This window comes from Leucobacter insecticola (genome assembly GCF_011382965.1).
GTDB lineage: Bacteria > Actinomycetota > Actinomycetes > Actinomycetales > Microbacteriaceae > Leucobacter > Leucobacter insecticola.
In genome coordinates this window covers 299,116-315,155 of sequence record NZ_CP049934.1, presented here as the reverse complement: position 1 = coordinate 315,155, position 16,040 = coordinate 299,116, and the positions used below count along the sequence as shown (strand labels likewise).

The following is a 16,040-nucleotide window of genomic DNA, read 5'->3' as shown; positions in this document are numbered from 1 at the left end:
GGAAACAGCGTTTCAGTGAGGTGCTGCGCGCCGCGCAGGCAGGCACGCCGTAGTTCGTCACTAAACACGGTCAGGCAGTGGCTGTGATCATTGACATCGAAGACTATCGCCACGGCTTTGATTCGCCCCCGCCATTCACCGAGTTCCTTCTTGCGGGCCTCGACACGAAGGGGCTTGAATTGCCCGAGCGCCAGTTGGACCCGCATCGCGCCGAAGACGTATTTCTGGAAGCCTCTTGAACGCGTATCTCCTCGACACGAACGTGGTGTCTGAGCTCATGAAAGCGCGCCCAAACCCGAGGGCCCTTGAATGGCTGAGTCTCGCCCCCGACAGCTGTCTGAGCGTACTGACGCTGGGCGAGTTGGAGCGGGGCGTGTATCTGCTGGGGCGCAGGTACCCAGACCGAGCCGCGCGAATCTCAGACCGGCTGACCCAGTTGCGAGAGCACTACACTGACCGGATCCTGGCCGTGGATGCTGCGGCAGCGTCGCGTTGGGCGACACTGCCGGCGACCCGCACGCTTCCTGTTGTTGATGGCCTATTGGCGGCAACTGCCCTCGCACACGGTCTCACGATCGCGACCCGAAACGTCCGCGACTTTGCAGGCACCGGCGTGGAAATCTGCAATCCTTTTGGAGCGAAAAAGTAGCGTCCGTCACGCTCTTGTTAGTACACTCGAACTAACAAGGCATCGACGAAAAGGGGGCTCAGTGATTCTTGCGCTGATCGTGGGGTGCGAAATAGCCTTCTGGTTTGTGATTGTTGCGGGCCTCGGTGCACGCTACCTGCTTCGTCGTCCCCGTCTCGGCGCGGGCCTGCTCATTTCTGCTCCGGTGGTCGACCTTGTGCTTCTCGCGCTCGTCACCATTGACCTGCTCGGCGGGGGCACGGCCTCATGGGAACACGGAGTTGCTGCGATCTACATCGGGTTCTCCGTCGCCTTCGGGCACCAGGTCATCACATGGGCCGACATCCAGTTCGCACACCGGTTCGACGGCGTTCCAAAGCCGGCGCCCCTTGTCGGCACAGCATACGCGGTGAAGTGCTGGCAAGATGTTCTCCGCACCCTCATCATGGCGGCGATCGCTGGTGGCGTGAGCGTGCTCCTGATCTGGGTCGTGGGTGACCCCGCGCGCACCGAGGAGCTCGAAGTAAACTTCCGTATCCTCGGGATCATCCTGGTTGCAGACCTTGTCTGGGCAGTCAGTTACACCATCTGGCCGAAGAAAGCCGCGCCTTCGGCACCCGCCTCCGAGGTGCCTCTCAGTCTCTGACGCGAGTCGTCGTCCCCGTCGCGGCGCGGTACCCTGGGCTTGTGCCTCGACTCATCGACCATGACGCGCGCAGCGCGGAGATTTCGGCTGCCGCGATGCGGGTGCTTGAGCGTGATGGACTTGCTGGGCTGAGTGTACGAGTTGTCTCGAAGGAAGCGGGGATCGCCGTCGCATCGCTTCGGCGGGCGTTCGCCACGCAGCACGAGCTTCGTGAACACTGCCTGTCCCTGATTGGTGAGCGTGCGGCTGAGCGCGTCCGGGTATGCAAGGCCCAGTTCCAGGGTCGAGAGCTCGCTGAGCGGGTGCTCGCGGAGGTCCTCCCGGTCGACGAGGAGCGGCGTACCGAGCTGGTGGCACAGATGCAGCTGAGTGTTCTCGCGCTCACTGACGACCGGCTCAAGGCTGCTGCGAACGGCCTCAGCGATGGCGTGCGCGCGGTGTGCGCGATCGCGATCACCGCGCTCGCCGATGCGGGAATGCTGGGGGAGGGGCGGGATCACGCGCTGGAGGTAGTCCGTCTGAACGCGCTTCTGGACGGTATCGCGATGCGCGGTGTCTTGCGCGGTGAGTTTGAGGGAGCCTCGGAGATACTCAAACCGCTGGAGCACCACCTTGACGAGCTATCGCAGCCGACCAGCATCACAAGTGGTGTGAGCGCGGGCACCGTCCCCCGTGGCGATCACCCCGCCGGGTGAGAAGAATGACCACGACACGTCAGCCGGTACAGACACGTCAGCCGGTTGAATCTCAATGGATCCAACCGGCTGAGGCGTGAGCACCGGCTGACATGCCGGAGATGACAGGGTTTACGGCAGCAGGCGAGTCGGCCCGCGGAAGAGGTAGGTCACCTCGCGGATCGACGACTGCTTCAGCATCAGCATCAGCACACGGTTGAGGCCCATGCCAAACCCGCCGTGCGTCGGCACGCCGTAGCGGAAGAAGTCGAGGTAGAAACCGAGCTCTGCCGGGTCCATCCCCTTCTCGCGTGCCTGCGCCTCAAGCACGTCGATGCGGTGTTCGCGCTGCGCGCCTGTCGAAATCTCGGTGCCGTTGTAGATCAGGTCGTAGCTCTTGGTGAGCTGCGGGTTGTCCGCATCGCGCATGTGGTAGAACGGGCGGATCGAGGCATCGTAGTCGGTAAGGAACACGAAGTCGTGCCCGTACTTCTTCTTGACGTGCGCGGCAATGCGGCGCTCGCCCTCGGGGTCCATGTCGGCGTCGGCGCGCGGCACCTCGTAGCCCTCCGCCTTCACGATCTCTTTCGCTTCAGCGAGGGGGATCCGGGGAAGGGGCGCTCGGGGACCTCGATCTCAACACCGAAGAGCTTCTGGATCGCTTCGCCGTGCTTCTCCTTGACCGCGGTCAAGCCCGCGACCATCAGCTCTTCGTGCAGCTCCATGACGTCTTCGTGCGAGTCGATCCAGCTCATCTCGGCGTCAATCGAGGTGAACTCGGTCGCGTGCCGCGAAGTGAAGGAGGGATCCGCGCGGAACGCCGGGCCAACCTCGAAGATGCCGCCAAAGCCTGCGGCCTGAGCCATCTGCTTGAAGAACTGCGGGCTCTGCGCAAGGAACGCCTTGCCCTCAAAGTATTCCACCTCAAACAGTTCGGCGCGCGATTCTGAAGCGCTCGCCATCAGCTTCGGGGTCTGAATCTCGATGAAGTCGCGCTCGATCCACACCTGGCGCAGTGCGTTCAGGAACGTGGTCTGCACCCGGAACACGAGGTTCTGTTCGGGGCGACGCAGGTCGAGGAAGCGCCAGTCCATCCGCACGTCAATATTGGAGTCGGTGGCGACGGGGTTGTCGGGCAGCGATGCCGCGACCACCTCGATGGTTTCGATCTGCACCTCGACTCCGCCAAGCTTCACGCGCTCGTTGTGCTGCAACTCGCCCGTCACCGTCACAAACGTGCCCTGGGTGAGCTCGGAGATTGTGGTGGTGCGCGGCACGAGAATGTCTGACCTCGGGTTTTCGGGGTCGGGTTCGCGCAGCACGCCGCCGTTCACCAGCTGCACGGCTCCGGTCTCGTCGCGCAACACGACAAATTGCACGTGACGCTGGTCACGTACCTTCTCCACCCATCCGGATACTCGTACGATGCCGTCGTCGTGGGCGGCCAGGTCCTTGATTAACACGCGTTCAGTCACTCGGACAGTCTAGCCGTCGCTGCGGATATGGTGGGCCGACTTGACGTCGGTGTTTATGCGTAGATGCTGCACAGGACGCTTGTATTCACTACGCAAATTTCAGTGTGTACCTCTGGGATTTGCTGGTTTCGGTACCCAACTATCGCTGATGAGGTGTAGGCCTTGTCTCTGCCGATATACCTTTAATTTACATAGGAAAGCCACATAAGAAATCAATATATTGAAGGAGGACGAGTATGACCAACACTTCGTGTCAACGTTTTGCGGCACTCGGTGTCGCATCGTTACTTGTGACCGCCTGTGTCAGCGTCGGCGGCTCGCCGGCCTTTGCTGACGGCCCGATCGGTGATGATTCCCTGAACGCTTCGGAGAGTTTGCCCCTGGAAGAGGTCTTTCCCACCGAAGAGGATCAGTTCGGGGTTGCGGACGCACCCGCAGCAGTATCTGCGAACCATCCGCTCAGCGCCCCCACGGGAAACGCTGCAGAGGCGCCTGAACAACGCGCCGTGCGCGCAGCCTTTTCCGTCGAAAGTGGCTACTACTACGACCCGTACATGGGCGAGACACTCGAAATTGTGGGCATGGGTGACCCTGGTGAACTCGTAACGCTTATCGACATGGATGGCAACATGCTGGGTGAAACGATAGTGGAACCGGACGGGAATTGGTACGTGTACGTTCTCGTGACTGGCCCCCACCTCGGCGGTGCCCTCCATGTCGTTCACGGCAGTACCCCGGACATCATCGACATTTACGTCGACATTTTGGGTCTCGTTATCACCGTGAACCCGCCGGCGCCGACGTTGAGCACTCCCGAGGACGGGCAAGAAGCGACCGTCATTCTTCCCGATGTTGAAGGAGTCGACTACACCGTGGAGCGGGTCGGCGATACCTTCGTGGTGACCGCTACGCCACAGCCCGGGTATGAACTTGAGGGTGACACCGAGTGGATCCTTGAGATTCCCGAGATTGTCCAGCCCCCGATTCAGGTGACGCCGATTGCGCCTAAGCTCTCCGATCCTGCGCCGGGAGAACGCGCAACGGTGATTCTTCCCGATATGCCAGGAATCAAGTACATCGTTGTTCCCCACCCGGATGACCCGGAGAACATGGTCAGCGTCTTTGTTGACAGCGTTGAGAAGGGTTACGTGCTCGCTCCGGGCTCGGATACCTACTGGGAGTTCAAGATCCCCGCTATCGTGAATCCCGGACCGGGGAGTGATCCCAATGCAGGAAACGGCACCGATTCCTCTCAAGCGGGCTCGTCGCAGAACTCGGCAACCTCGCCAGCGAAGCCTGGCGGGCGCGCGAATGGCGCTTCTTCGGTTGACACCCTTGCGTTGACCGGCGACCAGAAGGCTGCAATGCTCACGACCAGCGGTCGCGCCGCGCTGGTTCTCGGCGCGGGCATTGTGCTGCTGCGCGGGCGCACTCGGCGCGCGTAGCCGAACACAACTTAAGCGTGACCTTTTCTGGCGCGGGAGCGAGGCAACCATTTGCAACGCTCCCGCGCCAGCATGCTGATCCTGCGCCAACCTGGCATCCGCATCGGCCTGGCACCCGGGTGCCGGTCAAGATCACAGCCGTGAACTCAGCACGTTTTCCGCTGAGGAGGAACACATTATGGCTCACGCATCATTTACACGCTTCGCCGTGCTCGGCACTGCAACGTTGCTCACCGCGAGCGTGATCACGGTGACTCCCGCCGAAGCTCTTACAGCCCGCGCCGGGTGAACGAGCAACCGTCATTCTCCCGGAAGTTGAAGGCACTACCTATATTGCTGTGCCCAATCCGCAGGATCCAGAGAAGATGGTCAGTGTTTTCGCTTACGAAATCAAAGAGGGATACGCACTCGCTCCCGGCTCCGTGACCTACTGGGAACTTACTCTCCCGCCGATTGTCCAGCCGGAGACCGGCGCGAAGCCGGACGTCGGGCAGGGTACCGGGGGTTTAGGACAGCCTGGCTCGAAACCGTCACCTGCTTCTGGGGCATCCAACGCACAGAAGGCGGTGAAGCATCGAACTCTCAGTGTCTGCGCCGGCACCGATCGTAGAATGGTCGCGTGACCGACAAACTGCTGCATTTGGTGCGCCACGGCGAAGTGCATAACCCTGATCGTGTGCTGTACGGGCGCATTCCAGGATTCCGCCTGTCTGAGCTTGGGCACCGCATGGCTGAGTCCGCTGCTCTTGAGCTCGCCGGGAGCGACCGGGTGGTCGCGAAACTGATGGCCTCCCCCTTGAGCGGGCCCAGCAGTCGGCCCGTCCCATCGCGAGCGCGATGGGACTCGAGATCGTCACAGAAGAGCGCATCATCGAACCCATGAACGCGTTCGAGGGAATGGTGAACTCCGGTCCAGATGCCGCGTTCAAAAAACCCCGCTACTGGCACCGGTTTTGGAACCCGTTTCGGCCCAGCTGGGGCGAACCCTACCGCCAGGTCGCCGCGCGAGTCCGCAGCGCAATGGACGACGCCTGGGACGCCACTCGTGGCGGCGACATCGTGATGGTCTCCCACCAATCACCAATCTGGATGGCACACCTCGACGTTGCAGGCAAGCCGCTCTTCCATAACCCGGCGAGCCGCCGCTGCGAACTCTCCAGCATCACCAGCTTTGAGCGGCGAGGGGAACGGTGGTTCGAAGTCGACTATCGCACTCCCGCGCAGTCACTTCTTGGCGACTCACTTGATGTGGGCGCGGTATGAGGCGGCGGGCTCGTGCGGCCCTCGCCGCAAGCGTGATTGCTGCGTTTACGTTAACGGGCTGCGGCGGTGGCGACGGCAGTGCTGACCTTGCGAAACAGTGGGAAGAGTCGAGCGAGAAGGGCTACATCGCGGGCGACGGATCCACGATCAGTATTCCCGCATCGGAGCGCACAAGCGCGGTTGAATTTTCGGGAGAAACGGATCTCGGCTCCGTTTACGGTTCCGCCGACACCCTCGGAAGCGTGACGGTTGTGAACTTCTGGTACGCCGGGTGTGCGCCCTGCCGTGCGGAGGCTCCCGACCTCGAGGAGGCCTACCAAAAGTTTGCGCCCGAGGGCGTCAAATTCTTGGGGGTCAACACCCGTGATCAAGTTGCTCAGGCCCAGCAGTTTGCCGAACAGTTTGGTATCGAGTATCCCTCGATTATTGACAACGCCGGAGGCAGGGCCGTGCAGCGCGCATTTGCCGGGCAGGTGCCGCTCAATGCCGTACCGACGACCCTGGTGCTCGACACGGAGGGCCGGGTCGCCCACCGTGTGCTCGGGCAACTCGCTGATGTTTCGCAGCTGCGCACCCTGATTGAGGAGACGCTTGCGGAAAGCGGAGCGGGATCAGCGCAGAGCGGTTCGTAGCAGCCAGTGAATCTGCAGGAGATCGTTGCTGACGGGCAGTTGCTCGTTGCCTCACTGATTGCGCTCGCCGCAGGACTGGTGTCGTTCCTGTCGCCGTGTGTGTTGCCGCTCGTGCCCGGGTATCTGGCGTATGTCGGTGCAAGCGCCGAGTCGGCTCCCGGGGAGAAACCCGCCAGGCGACGCCTGATCTTTGGTTCATTGCTGTTTGTCGCGGGATTCACCGCGGTGCTCGTCACCGTGATGGCCGCTGCAGGCACCGTCGGAATCTGGCTCATGGACTGGGAGAACGTGATCACCCGCGTACTGGGTGGGGTCGTCATGCTGATGGGTCTTGTGTTTATCGGGCTCTTTGGCAAGATGCAGTTCACCAAAAAGCTGAGCGCAAAGCCGCGTGTGGGACTGCTCGGCGCCCCCCTGCTCGGCATCGTGTTTGCCATCGGCTGGACCCCGTGTCTCGGCCCAACCCTCGCGACCATCATGTCGTTGAGCCTGCAGCAGGGGTCGGTGCCGCGCGCGATCGTGCTCGCCCTGTGGTACTGTCTGGGCCTCGGGATCCCGTTTCTGCTCGCCGCGTTCGGATTCGGATGGATGACGAATACCATGACATTCTTTAAGCGGCATATTCGTGTTGTGAACCTGATCGGCGGCGGGTTGCTGATCCTGATCGGTCTTCTCATGGTGACCGGGGTATGGAGCCAAATGATGCTCGGATTGCAGGCGGTGATTGACGGCTATGTCACGCCCCTCTGACTTTGATGACGGCTCGGGCGGGGGCGGTCGGATCGACAGCCCTGAGCTCGGTTTTCGCGGTTGGCTGCGCTGGTTCTGGCGGCAGCTCACGAGTATGCGGGTTGCCCTGATCCTGCTGCTGCTACTCGCGGTCGCGGCGATCCCCGGATCGCTGGTGCCGCAGCGCGGAGCGGATCCCAACGGTGTGCTGCAATACGAGCGGGATCACCCACAACTCTTCCCAATTCTTGATGCTTTCCCGATCCAGGCCTTCGACGTCTACGGTTCGGTGTGGTTCTCGGCGATCTACTTGCTGCTGTTCATTTCGCTGATCGGGTGTGTGCTGCCCCGGATCACCCATCACTGGCGGGCCTGGCGCGGAAAGCCGCCAAAGACGCCCGCGCGCTTGCAGCGGATGGCCGGCTTCTCGGAAATCCGGGTGTCAAACCCTGAGGCGACCGCGGAGGAGCGCGACGCATTCGCGGAGCGGGCGATCGCCGAGGCGGCGTCGATCCTGAAGAAGCAGCGCTACAGGGTTGAGGTTCAACGCGCCGTGCGTCGTGGCCTCTCCGAAGTCTCCGTCTCGGCCGAGCGCGGCTACCTGCGCGAAACCGGTAACCTGCTGTTTCACACCGCGCTCGTCGGCGTGCTCGTGAGCGTTGCGCTCGGCGGTGTGGCGACATTCAGCGGCCAAAAGGTGCTGGTTGAGGGCGAGACGATGGTGAATCAGCTCATCGATTACGACACGGTCAACAAGGGCCGCTCGTTTGATACGGACAGTCTCGAGCCCTTTGGCTTGCGGCTGGACTCCCTCGACGTCACCTATGTGACGCCGGACGATGGGAATGTCTCAGCGATCGGCCAGGTCAGGGAATACGTCGCAAACATGACGATGATTGAGACCGACGGCACCGAGTCGTCGCAGAAGATCCGCGTGAATCACCCGCTCCGCGTGCATGGCTCCCCGATCTATCTCATCGCCAACGGCTACGCTCCGACGTTGACGATCCGCAATGCAGACGGCGAGATCGTGTATGGCGAGTCGATGCCCTTCATTCCGCAGGACACCAACATGACCTCTCTGGGCGTGGTGAAGGTGCCGTACGGCTTGAAGAGCAGCGATGGCGAGTTGACGCAGCTTGGCCTGCGCGGCTTCTTCTACCCGACCAAGGCGGATCTTGACTCTGGGGCCTTCACCTCCATCTATCCGGACCTTGAGAATCCGGTGCTGACGCTCGACGTGTTTGTCGGTGATTTGGGTCTCGACGATGGTGTGCCGCAGTCCGTTTATGCTCTCGATACGAGCAAGATGGAGCAGCTCACCGGGCGCGCGGTTGATACGCCGTCCCTGGAGTTGACGCCGGGAAGTACTGTGGACCTGCCGAACGGTATGGGAACGATCAGCTTCGATGCCGCACCGCGCTATGCGTCCTTCGACGTGATGCGCAATCCGGCACAGGAGTGGGTGCTGGTGTTTGCGTTGCTGTCCTTGGGCGGGCTGATGTGGTCGCTGTTTGTGCCGCGCCGCCGCATGTGGGTGAAGGCATTGCCTGATGAAGAGGGTGTTGTGCTGCAGTACGCGGCACTTGCCCGCGGCGATGATCCCGCGCTCGAGCGTGCGGTTGCTGAGCTGCGGGATCGTCACCGCGAACGGCTGTAGTTCGTTCCTCCGCGGGGCGCGCGGAAAGCCCGTGCCAGCGTTTGATTGCGTTTTCGAGATGTGCATGTTCGCACATCTCTCTTCCGCAAATACGCCAGCACGGGCTTTCCGCCCGCCCCGCTCACATCACGGCCCCCAAACCGCCGGTTATCCCCACCGGTCATCCGTCCCATAAACTCGCGCGGCGATCTGTACCGCTGGATGTCGGCCGCCGGCTATCCAGCCGGAGCTTCCTTGCTTTCAGAGGAGGCTTCCTCAGTCCCGAACCATGCGCACCGCGAGTTTGCCGGTGGTTTCGCCGCGTTCGAGGGAGGCGAGCATCTCCGGCAACTCTTCGGGAGTGCCGACGCGAGTGAGGTCCACCCGCACATCGCCCCGCGCGGCAGCCGCGAGTGACCACTGCAGCGACGGCGCGCACTGCTCAGGGTACGCAGAGAGCCAGGCGCCAACGTTGAAGCCGGTTGTCGTCTTGTTTTCCAGCCAGTGCGCGAGCGAACTGAGCGGCACATCGGGCGCTTGCGAGGCATTGCCGACGCGCACGAGACGACCGCCGCTGCGCAGAGCTCGAAACCCAATCTCGGTAGCGACGCCCCCAACAGGATCAACGACAAGATCGTATGCTCCTGCCGGAATGTTATCAATCTCGTCGCGCAGATAGATCCTGCGGTAGCCAAGATCCTGAGCCAGCGCCCGCTTCGCCTCCGTGCCGACAACCGCGTCGAGTTCGGTGATCCCGAGCGCGAGCGCGACCCGCGCGAACTGTGAACCGAGCCCGCCAACTCCAGCCTGCACCAGCATGCTATCTGACGGGCTGAACCTGGCCGACCTCGTGAGGGCAAGATGCGCGGTAACGGTATTGATCGCAACGACCGCCGCCATTTCCATGCCGAGTCCTTCTGGCACCGCCGCGACGTGGGCCGCGGGAACGCAGACAACCTCCGCGAAGCCACCGGCTCCCAACAGAATTGCTGCCACGGGATCCCCAACCGCGAATTCCGTCACCCCTTCGCCGAGTTCGCGAACGGTGCCCGAAGCCTCCAACCCCGGCACGAATTCCGGGCCGGAGGGCATGACCCCGGAGGTCCAGAAGGCGTCAATCAACCCGAGGCCCGCGAAGTCGACGTCGATGCTGAGCTGCCCAGGACCCGGTCTGGGTGTTGCAAGCTCAACCTTGCGAAGGGTGCCGGATCCTGAACCGTGTGTAACGGTGTGTGCGAACATGTATCTCCTTGAATGCTGCGAGTGGAACTCCGACTGTAGAAGCTGGAGTGCGCTCCAGCGCAACTTCGCAGCGTGCGGCAACTATGCTCGGGCAGATGGACACGAAACGGGCGTGGGAATCGCGGAACTCTCCGGCCTAACCGGGCTGAGCGTTGACACCTTGCGATGGTACGAACGCGAGGGAGTCTTGCCGAGGGTCGGACGAACTGCCACGGGGCGGCGCCTCTACAATTCGCGAGAGCAAGGCATCGTGATGCTGCTGACCTCGCTGCGCGATTCAGGCATGCCCACAGCGATGATGAAGGAGTTTGTGGCGCTTCTCGAAGAGGGAGCCGCGAGTCACGGGCGGCGGATCACCCTCATGCAGCAGACGCAAGCACTGCTTGACGAACGACGCGCCAGGCTCGACCAGGCCGCGCTCGCGCTTGAGCGCAAGATCGATCACTATGAGCAACTGATCGATGCTGGGCTTGACTGTGATGGTGCGCCTGTGCCCGATTCGGCGCGCGGCCGCCAACTCGCGCGGGGGTGATCCGCGGGGGTGATCCGCCCGGCCTTATGCGCAGAGACGGATCCGGCGAGCCCGATTCCCCGCGCTGCGCTTCACGGGCCACGTACGATTCTGCTGCGGGCGGTATCGCGGCTCACGAAGCGCTTTTGGACCCGGACGGGCTAGCATATAGGGGTGACTCGACCCGACACGGAAACCAAGCGCGCCTCAGAAGTTTCGGCGATGTTTGATGAGGTTTCGCCTCGCTATGACCTCATCAACGATGTGCTGACAGTCGGGAATGACCGCCTCTGGCGCATTGCCACGACGAAGGCCATAGCTCCGCGGAAAGGCATGCGGATCCTCGATCTTGCCGCCGGCACCGGAACCTCCTCCGCCGCTCTTGCCGCACACGGAGCTGAGATTGTTGCGGCCGACTTTTCGGAGGGCATGCTCGCTGAGGGGCGCAGGCGGCACGCAGACAACCCACTCATCGAATTCGTGTGGGCCGACGCGACGGCTCTGCCGTTTGAAGACGACAGCTTCGACGCCGCCACCATTTCTTATGGCCTCCGCAACGTCAACGACCCAAAGAAAGCGCTCGCCGAGATGCGCCGGGTCGTGAAACCGGGCGGGCGTGTGGTGATTGCCGAGTTCTCAACGCCGTCCTCGTCAGCGGTTCGGGCGCCCTACAGCTTCTACTCACGCCACGTATTGCCTCGGATCGCGGGAGCAATCAATAAGAGTGCGGCTGAGGCGTATCGATACCTGAACGAATCGATTGAGGCCTGGCCTGCTCAGGAGGAACTTTCCGCGTGGCTGCGAGAGGCTGGGTTTGAGCGTGTTGCCTACCGGAATCTGACCTTTGGGGTTGTCGCCCTGCACCGCGGCTTTGTGCCTCGTGAGGATCCTAAGCCCCCGCTGGCCGACAAGAAGCAGGCGGCCAAGAAACCGGCGGCCAAGAAACCGGCGGCCAAGAAACCAGCCGCCAAAAAGACGGCTCCACAACCTCAAACCAAACGCGCTCCCAAGAAGGCCGACGCGAGTTCGAGCGATGGAGAGCAGAAGTGAACCGACACGCCGCTGAGGACACCTCCACGCAGGCGCTCCCGATGAACCTCTTCCGAGGGGTGCAGGATCGCCGCCACGCCAAGGCGCTGCAGGCTGAACTCGACCTCGTAGAGGCAGGCCTGCTCGAAAACCTCACTTTCGCCTCTCCCGTCGCCGATGTTCCCGCACGTTACCTGCTTGAGGCGGGTGGCAAACGTATCCGCCCCACGCTGACGCTGCTCGCCAGTGAGCTCGGCGAAGGGCCAAACGAGTTGGTGCGCCGTGCCGCCCAGTCTGTCGAGATCACCCACCTCGCGTCTCTCTACCACGACGATGTCATGGACGATGCGACCCTGCGCCGCGGGGTCCCCGCTGCGCAGACCGTGTGGTCAAATTCGATCGCGATCCTCGCCGGGGATCTGCTGTTTGCCCGAGCCTCCACGCTCGTCTCCGGCATGGGCGAGGAAGCGATTCTGCTGCAGGCCCAGACCTTCGAGCGGTTGTGCCTCGGTCAACTGCACGAGACAGTGGGGCCCCAGGAAGGCGAAGCGCCGATCCCGCACTACCTACAGGTGCTCGCAGACAAAACAGGTGCGCTGATCGCGTGTGCCGCCCGCATGGGCGTGATGTTTGGTGGGGCGCCGACTGAATATGCCGATCCGGTTATGGAATACGGCGAGCGGATCGGAGTCGCGTTCCAGCTGATTGATGACGTGATTGATCTTTCGCCCAAGTCGCAACAGACGGGCAAGCTTGCGGGCACGGATCTGCGGGCCGGTGTCGCGACGCTGCCAATGTTGCTGTTGCGCGAGCGTGCTGCGGCCGGGAACGTCGCTGATGCCGAACTACTTGAACGCATCGATGCGGGCGTGCTTGCAATCGAAAACGGAGCCGAGCCCGCAGTGCTTGACGCGGAAGTCAAGGCTCTGCAGCTGCACGATGTTACACGTGAAACAGAGATGACTGCTCGCCGATGGGCCGAGGAAGCGGTCGCGCAGCTTGACATTCTCCCGAAATCATCGGTGAAGCGGGCCCTGGAGCGCATGGCAGAGTCGATCGTCAATCGCGAGGGGTGAGTCTAAAAGACCAACTTCTTGGCATTTTGGCTCGTCCCGAACCCGTTTTGGGCTCGGCCAAGACCGCCCCTGAAAAGTATTAGTCGAAGTTCCCGGACGGGATGCGAAAGGAAGCACAGCGAATGACCAAGAAGCGAGTGGCAATCGTCGGAGCAGGGCCGGCAGGAATTTACGCTGCTGATCTGCTCCTGAAGGCCGAACGGGACTTCGACGTTGAGATTGACCTCTTCGAGCAACTGCCGGCGCCCTACGGCCTTGTTCGTTACGGTGTTTCGCCCGACCATCCGCGCATCAAGGGCATCATTACTGCTCTGCGTGACGTGCTCGATCGCGCAGATTCCGAAGCCGGCACGATCCGCTATTTCGGCAACGTCCGCTACGGCCAAGACATCACGCTGCAGGATCTCAAGGACCACTACAGCGCGGTCATCTTCGCAACCGGGGCGATCCGTGACGCGGCGCTCAAAATCCCGGGAATTGAGGCGGAAGGATCCTACGGGGCCGCAGACTTTGTGAGCTGGTTCGATGGTCATCCGGACGTCCCCCGCACCTGGCCTCTTGAAGCAGCCGAGGTCGGCGTTATCGGTAACGGCAACGTAGCGCTCGATATCTCTCGCATGCTCATCAAGCATGCGGACGATCTGCTGCCGACCGAGATCCCAGACAATGTTTACCAAGGCCTGAAGCAGAATCCGATTCAGGACCTCCACCTCTTCGGTCGCCGCGGCCCGAAGTACGTCAAGTTCACGCCCCTCGAACTTCGCGAACTGGGTGAAGTGCGCGACGTTGACATGGTGGTCGATGAACGCGATTTTGACGTCGACGATGCCTACGCCGATGAGACGCTGCTGAAGAACAAGCAGGTGCTCGTGATGACCCGCGTCATGGACAAGTGGCGCCAGGAGCAGCGGGAGCGTGAGGAGAACGGCACGCACGCGTCGCGACGCCTGCACATGCACTTCTGGTCGAAGCCGGTTGAGGTTGTTGTTGAGGATGGTCGTGTCGCGGGGCTCAAGATCGAGCGCACCGCCCCCGACGGCAACGGCGGTGTAATCGACACCGGCGAGTTCGAGGTGATCCCGATGCAGGCGCTGTACCGCGCGATCGGATACTTCGGATCTCCCCTCGACGAGATTCCCTTTGACGAAACGGCGGGCGTGATCCCGAATGCGCAGGGCCGAGTGCAGGATCTTGAGGGGCGCCAGATCCCGGGCGTCTACGTGACGGGGTGGATCAAGCGCGGCCCCATTGGGCTCATCGGCCACACCAAGTCTGACGCGATGGAGACCCTCGAGTGCCTGCTTGAGGACCGCGACTCGTGGTGGCAACCGGTTTCGACCGAGGCTGACGCGATCCCCGCGCTTCTGCGCGAGCGCAACGTGCCCTACACTACCATCGAGGGTTGGCACCGGCTCGACGAGCACGAACTGAGCCTGGGAGAGGCCGAGGGCCGCACCCGTATTAAGGTGGTGCCGCGCGAGGACATGACCCGCATCTCTCGCGGGGAGTAGCGCGGGACCTGCGAACGCCAGCTCGGGAGCCACGAGGATCCTGCGACTCCTTCAGATCGCAGGATGATGACGGGTGCTGACGCGCAGCTTGACGGGTGCTGACGCTCCTTGGTGTGTGCGCAGCTTGTTCCTATCGGGCGGAATAAGAACGATTTGCGCACACAACGAACTGGCGGCGGGAGGATCATCGGGTGATCTTCCTGGCAGGGCATAGAAAATGTGGTGACGTGTATTACCTCATGGGAGAGACCCGCACTACCCCAGTTCCGTCACCAGAGCCGTGAGTATTTCGCTCGTGCCGCCCTCGATCCGCACCGCCGCTCGCGCGTCTGCCGCGGTCGGCCCGCGGTTGATGACGGCGACCGGGATCCCGCGACGTTCAGCGCGATGCATCAGGCGCACACCGGTGTTCACGGCGAGCGAGGTACCCGCAAGCAGCAGTGCCCCGGCTCCGTTGAGCAGCGACTCAGCCGCAGCAAACACCCCGGGCGGCACGGTCTCGCCGAAGTAGACGACATCGGGGCGCAGGATCCCGCCGCACACCGGGCACGGTGGAACGATCACGTCGGAAACGTCACCGACCCGTGCATCACCGTCGGGCGCGATCTCGGCCTCCGAACTGCGTTCAACGACTCCGGGATTTAGCGTGTCGAACCAACCGAGCACTTCGTTCCTGGTCCAGCGGTTGCCACAGTCGGTGCAGCGGATCACGCTTCCGTTGCCGTGCAGTTCGACAACGGTGCGGGATCCGGCGCGTCGGTGCAGACCGTCGACGTTTTGGGTCATCACGCCGTCAATGCGGCCCGCAGCTTCGAGGCGCGCGAGCGCTGCGTGTCCGGCGTTGGGTTTGATTCCGGAGATGTGCGCCGATCCCACGCGGGCGCCCGCCCAGAAACGCTGCCGATAACCGGAATCGTCCATGAAATCGCGGATGCTCATGGGGGTGCGGGGCACGGTGCCTTTGCCGCGGTAATCGGGGATGCCGGAGTCGGTACTCAGACCCGCCCCGGTCAGCACCGCGACAGGTGCATCAGCGAAGAGCTCGACGAGTGCGGCGATGGGGTCTGAGTCGGTCATGCCGGGGTGCTCCGATCTGGGTAAACGGGTGCCGATCCTGAACCCGACGAAAGCTTGCGGGCAGTAGCTGCCCGCAACTGAAGCCAGGTAGTGAGCAGCGTATCCGGGTCATCCAACAGGATCCCGTACTTCTCCTCAGCGCGGCGAAGCCGGTATCTCACTGTGTTTTCGTGAATGCAGAGGGTTCGTGCGGTGCGCGCGATATTGCCGAAGGCTCCACACCAGGCAAGCAGGGTCTCTGCCACCAGAGGGTCTTTCGCTTTGAGTAGTTCGGCCTCCGGGGAGCGCAGCTCGGGGCTGCTGGCGAACACTTCCGCGGCGCTTTCGAACACGAGCAGCGGCCGCATCGAGTCTGGGGTCAGTGCCCTGAAGCGAATATCGTGAGGATGCCTGACGGCGGTGTCGAAGAGCCGGTCGGCGAGGTGACGAAGGGGTGCGACTTCACCGGAGCGGCGAGCCACCC

Annotated in this window: 15 protein-coding genes and 2 pseudogenes; 13 read left to right on the top strand and 4 right to left on the bottom strand. The window is 62.5% G+C overall.

Annotated features, from left to right (window positions below; translation table 11 throughout):
- Nucleotides 1-77 precede the first annotated feature (77 nt).
- From G7067_RS01400 to G7067_RS01385, 4 genes are all read left to right on the top strand, one after another.
- On the top strand, nt 78-239 hold the full coding sequence (locus G7067_RS01400; protein ID WP_166321413.1) for a hypothetical protein: 162 nt from the start codon (nt 78-80) through the stop codon (nt 237-239).
- Entirely contained in the window at nt 236-649 is a 414-nt protein-coding gene (locus G7067_RS01395; protein WP_205881174.1) for a type II toxin-antitoxin system VapC family toxin, read from the top strand. The genes G7067_RS01400 and G7067_RS01395 overlap by 4 nt, the downstream gene beginning before the upstream one ends.
- A 61-nt stretch (nt 650-710) precedes the next feature.
- The gene (locus G7067_RS01390; RefSeq protein ID WP_166321412.1) at nt 711-1,274 is read left to right on the top strand and encodes a hypothetical protein; all 564 of its coding nucleotides are present in this window, start codon (nt 711-713) and stop codon (nt 1,272-1,274) included.
- A gap of 41 nt (nt 1,275-1,315) precedes the next feature.
- Complete coding sequence (locus tag G7067_RS01385; RefSeq protein WP_166321411.1) at nt 1,316-1,969, top strand: TetR/AcrR family transcriptional regulator; 654 nt, start codon at nt 1,316-1,318, stop codon at nt 1,967-1,969.
- A gap of 111 nt (nt 1,970-2,080) precedes the next feature.
- On the opposite strand, the pseudogene aspS reads toward G7067_RS01385, so the two are convergent.
- A pseudogene (aspS, locus tag G7067_RS01380) lies at nt 2,081-3,423 on the bottom strand (aspartate--tRNA(Asn) ligase).
- 236 nt (nt 3,424-3,659) lie between these two features.
- Here aspS and G7067_RS01375 point away from each other — a divergent pair.
- The 5 genes and pseudogenes from G7067_RS01375 to resB all read left to right on the top strand — a co-directional run bounded on the left by G7067_RS01375 (nt 3,660) and on the right by resB (nt 9,152).
- A complete protein-coding gene (locus G7067_RS01375; RefSeq protein WP_166321410.1) occupies nt 3,660-4,868 on the top strand; it encodes a hypothetical protein in 1,209 nt (402 codons plus the stop codon).
- A 619-nt stretch (nt 4,869-5,487) separates the two neighbouring features.
- Nucleotides 5,488-6,131 (top strand): annotated as a pseudogene (locus G7067_RS01370) (histidine phosphatase family protein).
- Nucleotides 6,128-6,763, top strand: coding sequence for a TlpA family protein disulfide reductase (locus tag G7067_RS01365; RefSeq protein WP_166321409.1), 636 nt, complete (start codon nt 6,128-6,130; stop codon nt 6,761-6,763). Before G7067_RS01370 ends, G7067_RS01365 begins: the two are co-directional and overlap by 4 nt.
- Before the next feature lie 6 nt (nt 6,764-6,769).
- Nucleotides 6,770-7,513 (top strand): cytochrome c biogenesis CcdA family protein, encoded by a 744-nt coding sequence (locus tag G7067_RS01360; RefSeq protein ID WP_166321408.1) that lies wholly within the window; start codon nt 6,770-6,772, stop codon nt 7,511-7,513.
- Nucleotides 7,497-9,152: a cytochrome c biogenesis protein ResB gene (gene resB / locus G7067_RS01355; RefSeq protein ID WP_166321407.1), complete on the top strand. Its 1,656-nt coding sequence runs from the start codon at nt 7,497-7,499 to the stop codon at nt 9,150-9,152. The genes G7067_RS01360 and resB overlap by 17 nt, the downstream gene beginning before the upstream one ends.
- A gap of 255 nt (nt 9,153-9,407) precedes the next feature.
- Here resB and G7067_RS01350 read toward each other — a convergent pair whose 3' ends face one another.
- On the bottom strand, nt 9,408-10,373 hold the full coding sequence (locus tag G7067_RS01350) for a quinone oxidoreductase family protein (RefSeq protein ID WP_166321406.1): 966 nt from the start codon (nt 10,371-10,373) through the stop codon (nt 9,408-9,410).
- 112 nt (nt 10,374-10,485) lie between these two features.
- Here G7067_RS01350 and G7067_RS01345 point away from each other — a divergent pair, with 112 nt between their 5' ends.
- The 4 genes from G7067_RS01345 (at nt 10,486) to G7067_RS01330 (ending at nt 14,500) form a co-directional block, all read left to right on the top strand.
- Entirely contained in the window at nt 10,486-10,905 is a 420-nt protein-coding gene (locus tag G7067_RS01345; RefSeq protein ID WP_205881173.1) for a MerR family transcriptional regulator, read from the top strand.
- Nucleotides 10,906-11,058: 153 nt separating this feature from the next.
- Nucleotides 11,059-11,934 (top strand): bifunctional demethylmenaquinone methyltransferase/2-methoxy-6-polyprenyl-1,4-benzoquinol methylase UbiE, encoded by an 876-nt coding sequence (gene ubiE / locus G7067_RS01340; RefSeq protein ID WP_166321404.1) that lies wholly within the window; start codon nt 11,059-11,061, stop codon nt 11,932-11,934.
- A gap of 41 nt (nt 11,935-11,975) precedes the next feature.
- Nucleotides 11,976-12,989: a polyprenyl synthetase family protein gene (locus G7067_RS01335; RefSeq protein WP_166325579.1), complete on the top strand. Its 1,014-nt coding sequence runs from the start codon at nt 11,976-11,978 to the stop codon at nt 12,987-12,989.
- A gap of 122 nt (nt 12,990-13,111) precedes the next feature.
- The gene (locus G7067_RS01330; protein WP_166321403.1) at nt 13,112-14,500 is read left to right on the top strand and encodes an FAD-dependent oxidoreductase; all 1,389 of its coding nucleotides are present in this window, start codon (nt 13,112-13,114) and stop codon (nt 14,498-14,500) included.
- A 255-nt stretch (nt 14,501-14,755) separates the two neighbouring features.
- Here G7067_RS01330 and G7067_RS01325 read toward each other — a convergent pair whose 3' ends face one another.
- Both G7067_RS01325 and G7067_RS13945 read right to left on the bottom strand, forming a co-directional pair.
- Nucleotides 14,756-15,577: a Sir2 family NAD-dependent protein deacetylase gene (locus tag G7067_RS01325; protein ID WP_166321402.1), complete on the bottom strand. Its 822-nt coding sequence runs from the start codon at nt 15,575-15,577 to the stop codon at nt 14,756-14,758.
- Entirely contained in the window at nt 15,574-16,038 is a 465-nt protein-coding gene (locus G7067_RS13945; RefSeq protein ID WP_244301176.1) for a helix-turn-helix domain-containing protein, read from the bottom strand. The genes G7067_RS01325 and G7067_RS13945 overlap by 4 nt, the downstream gene beginning before the upstream one ends.
- Nucleotides 16,039-16,040 lie beyond the last annotated feature (2 nt).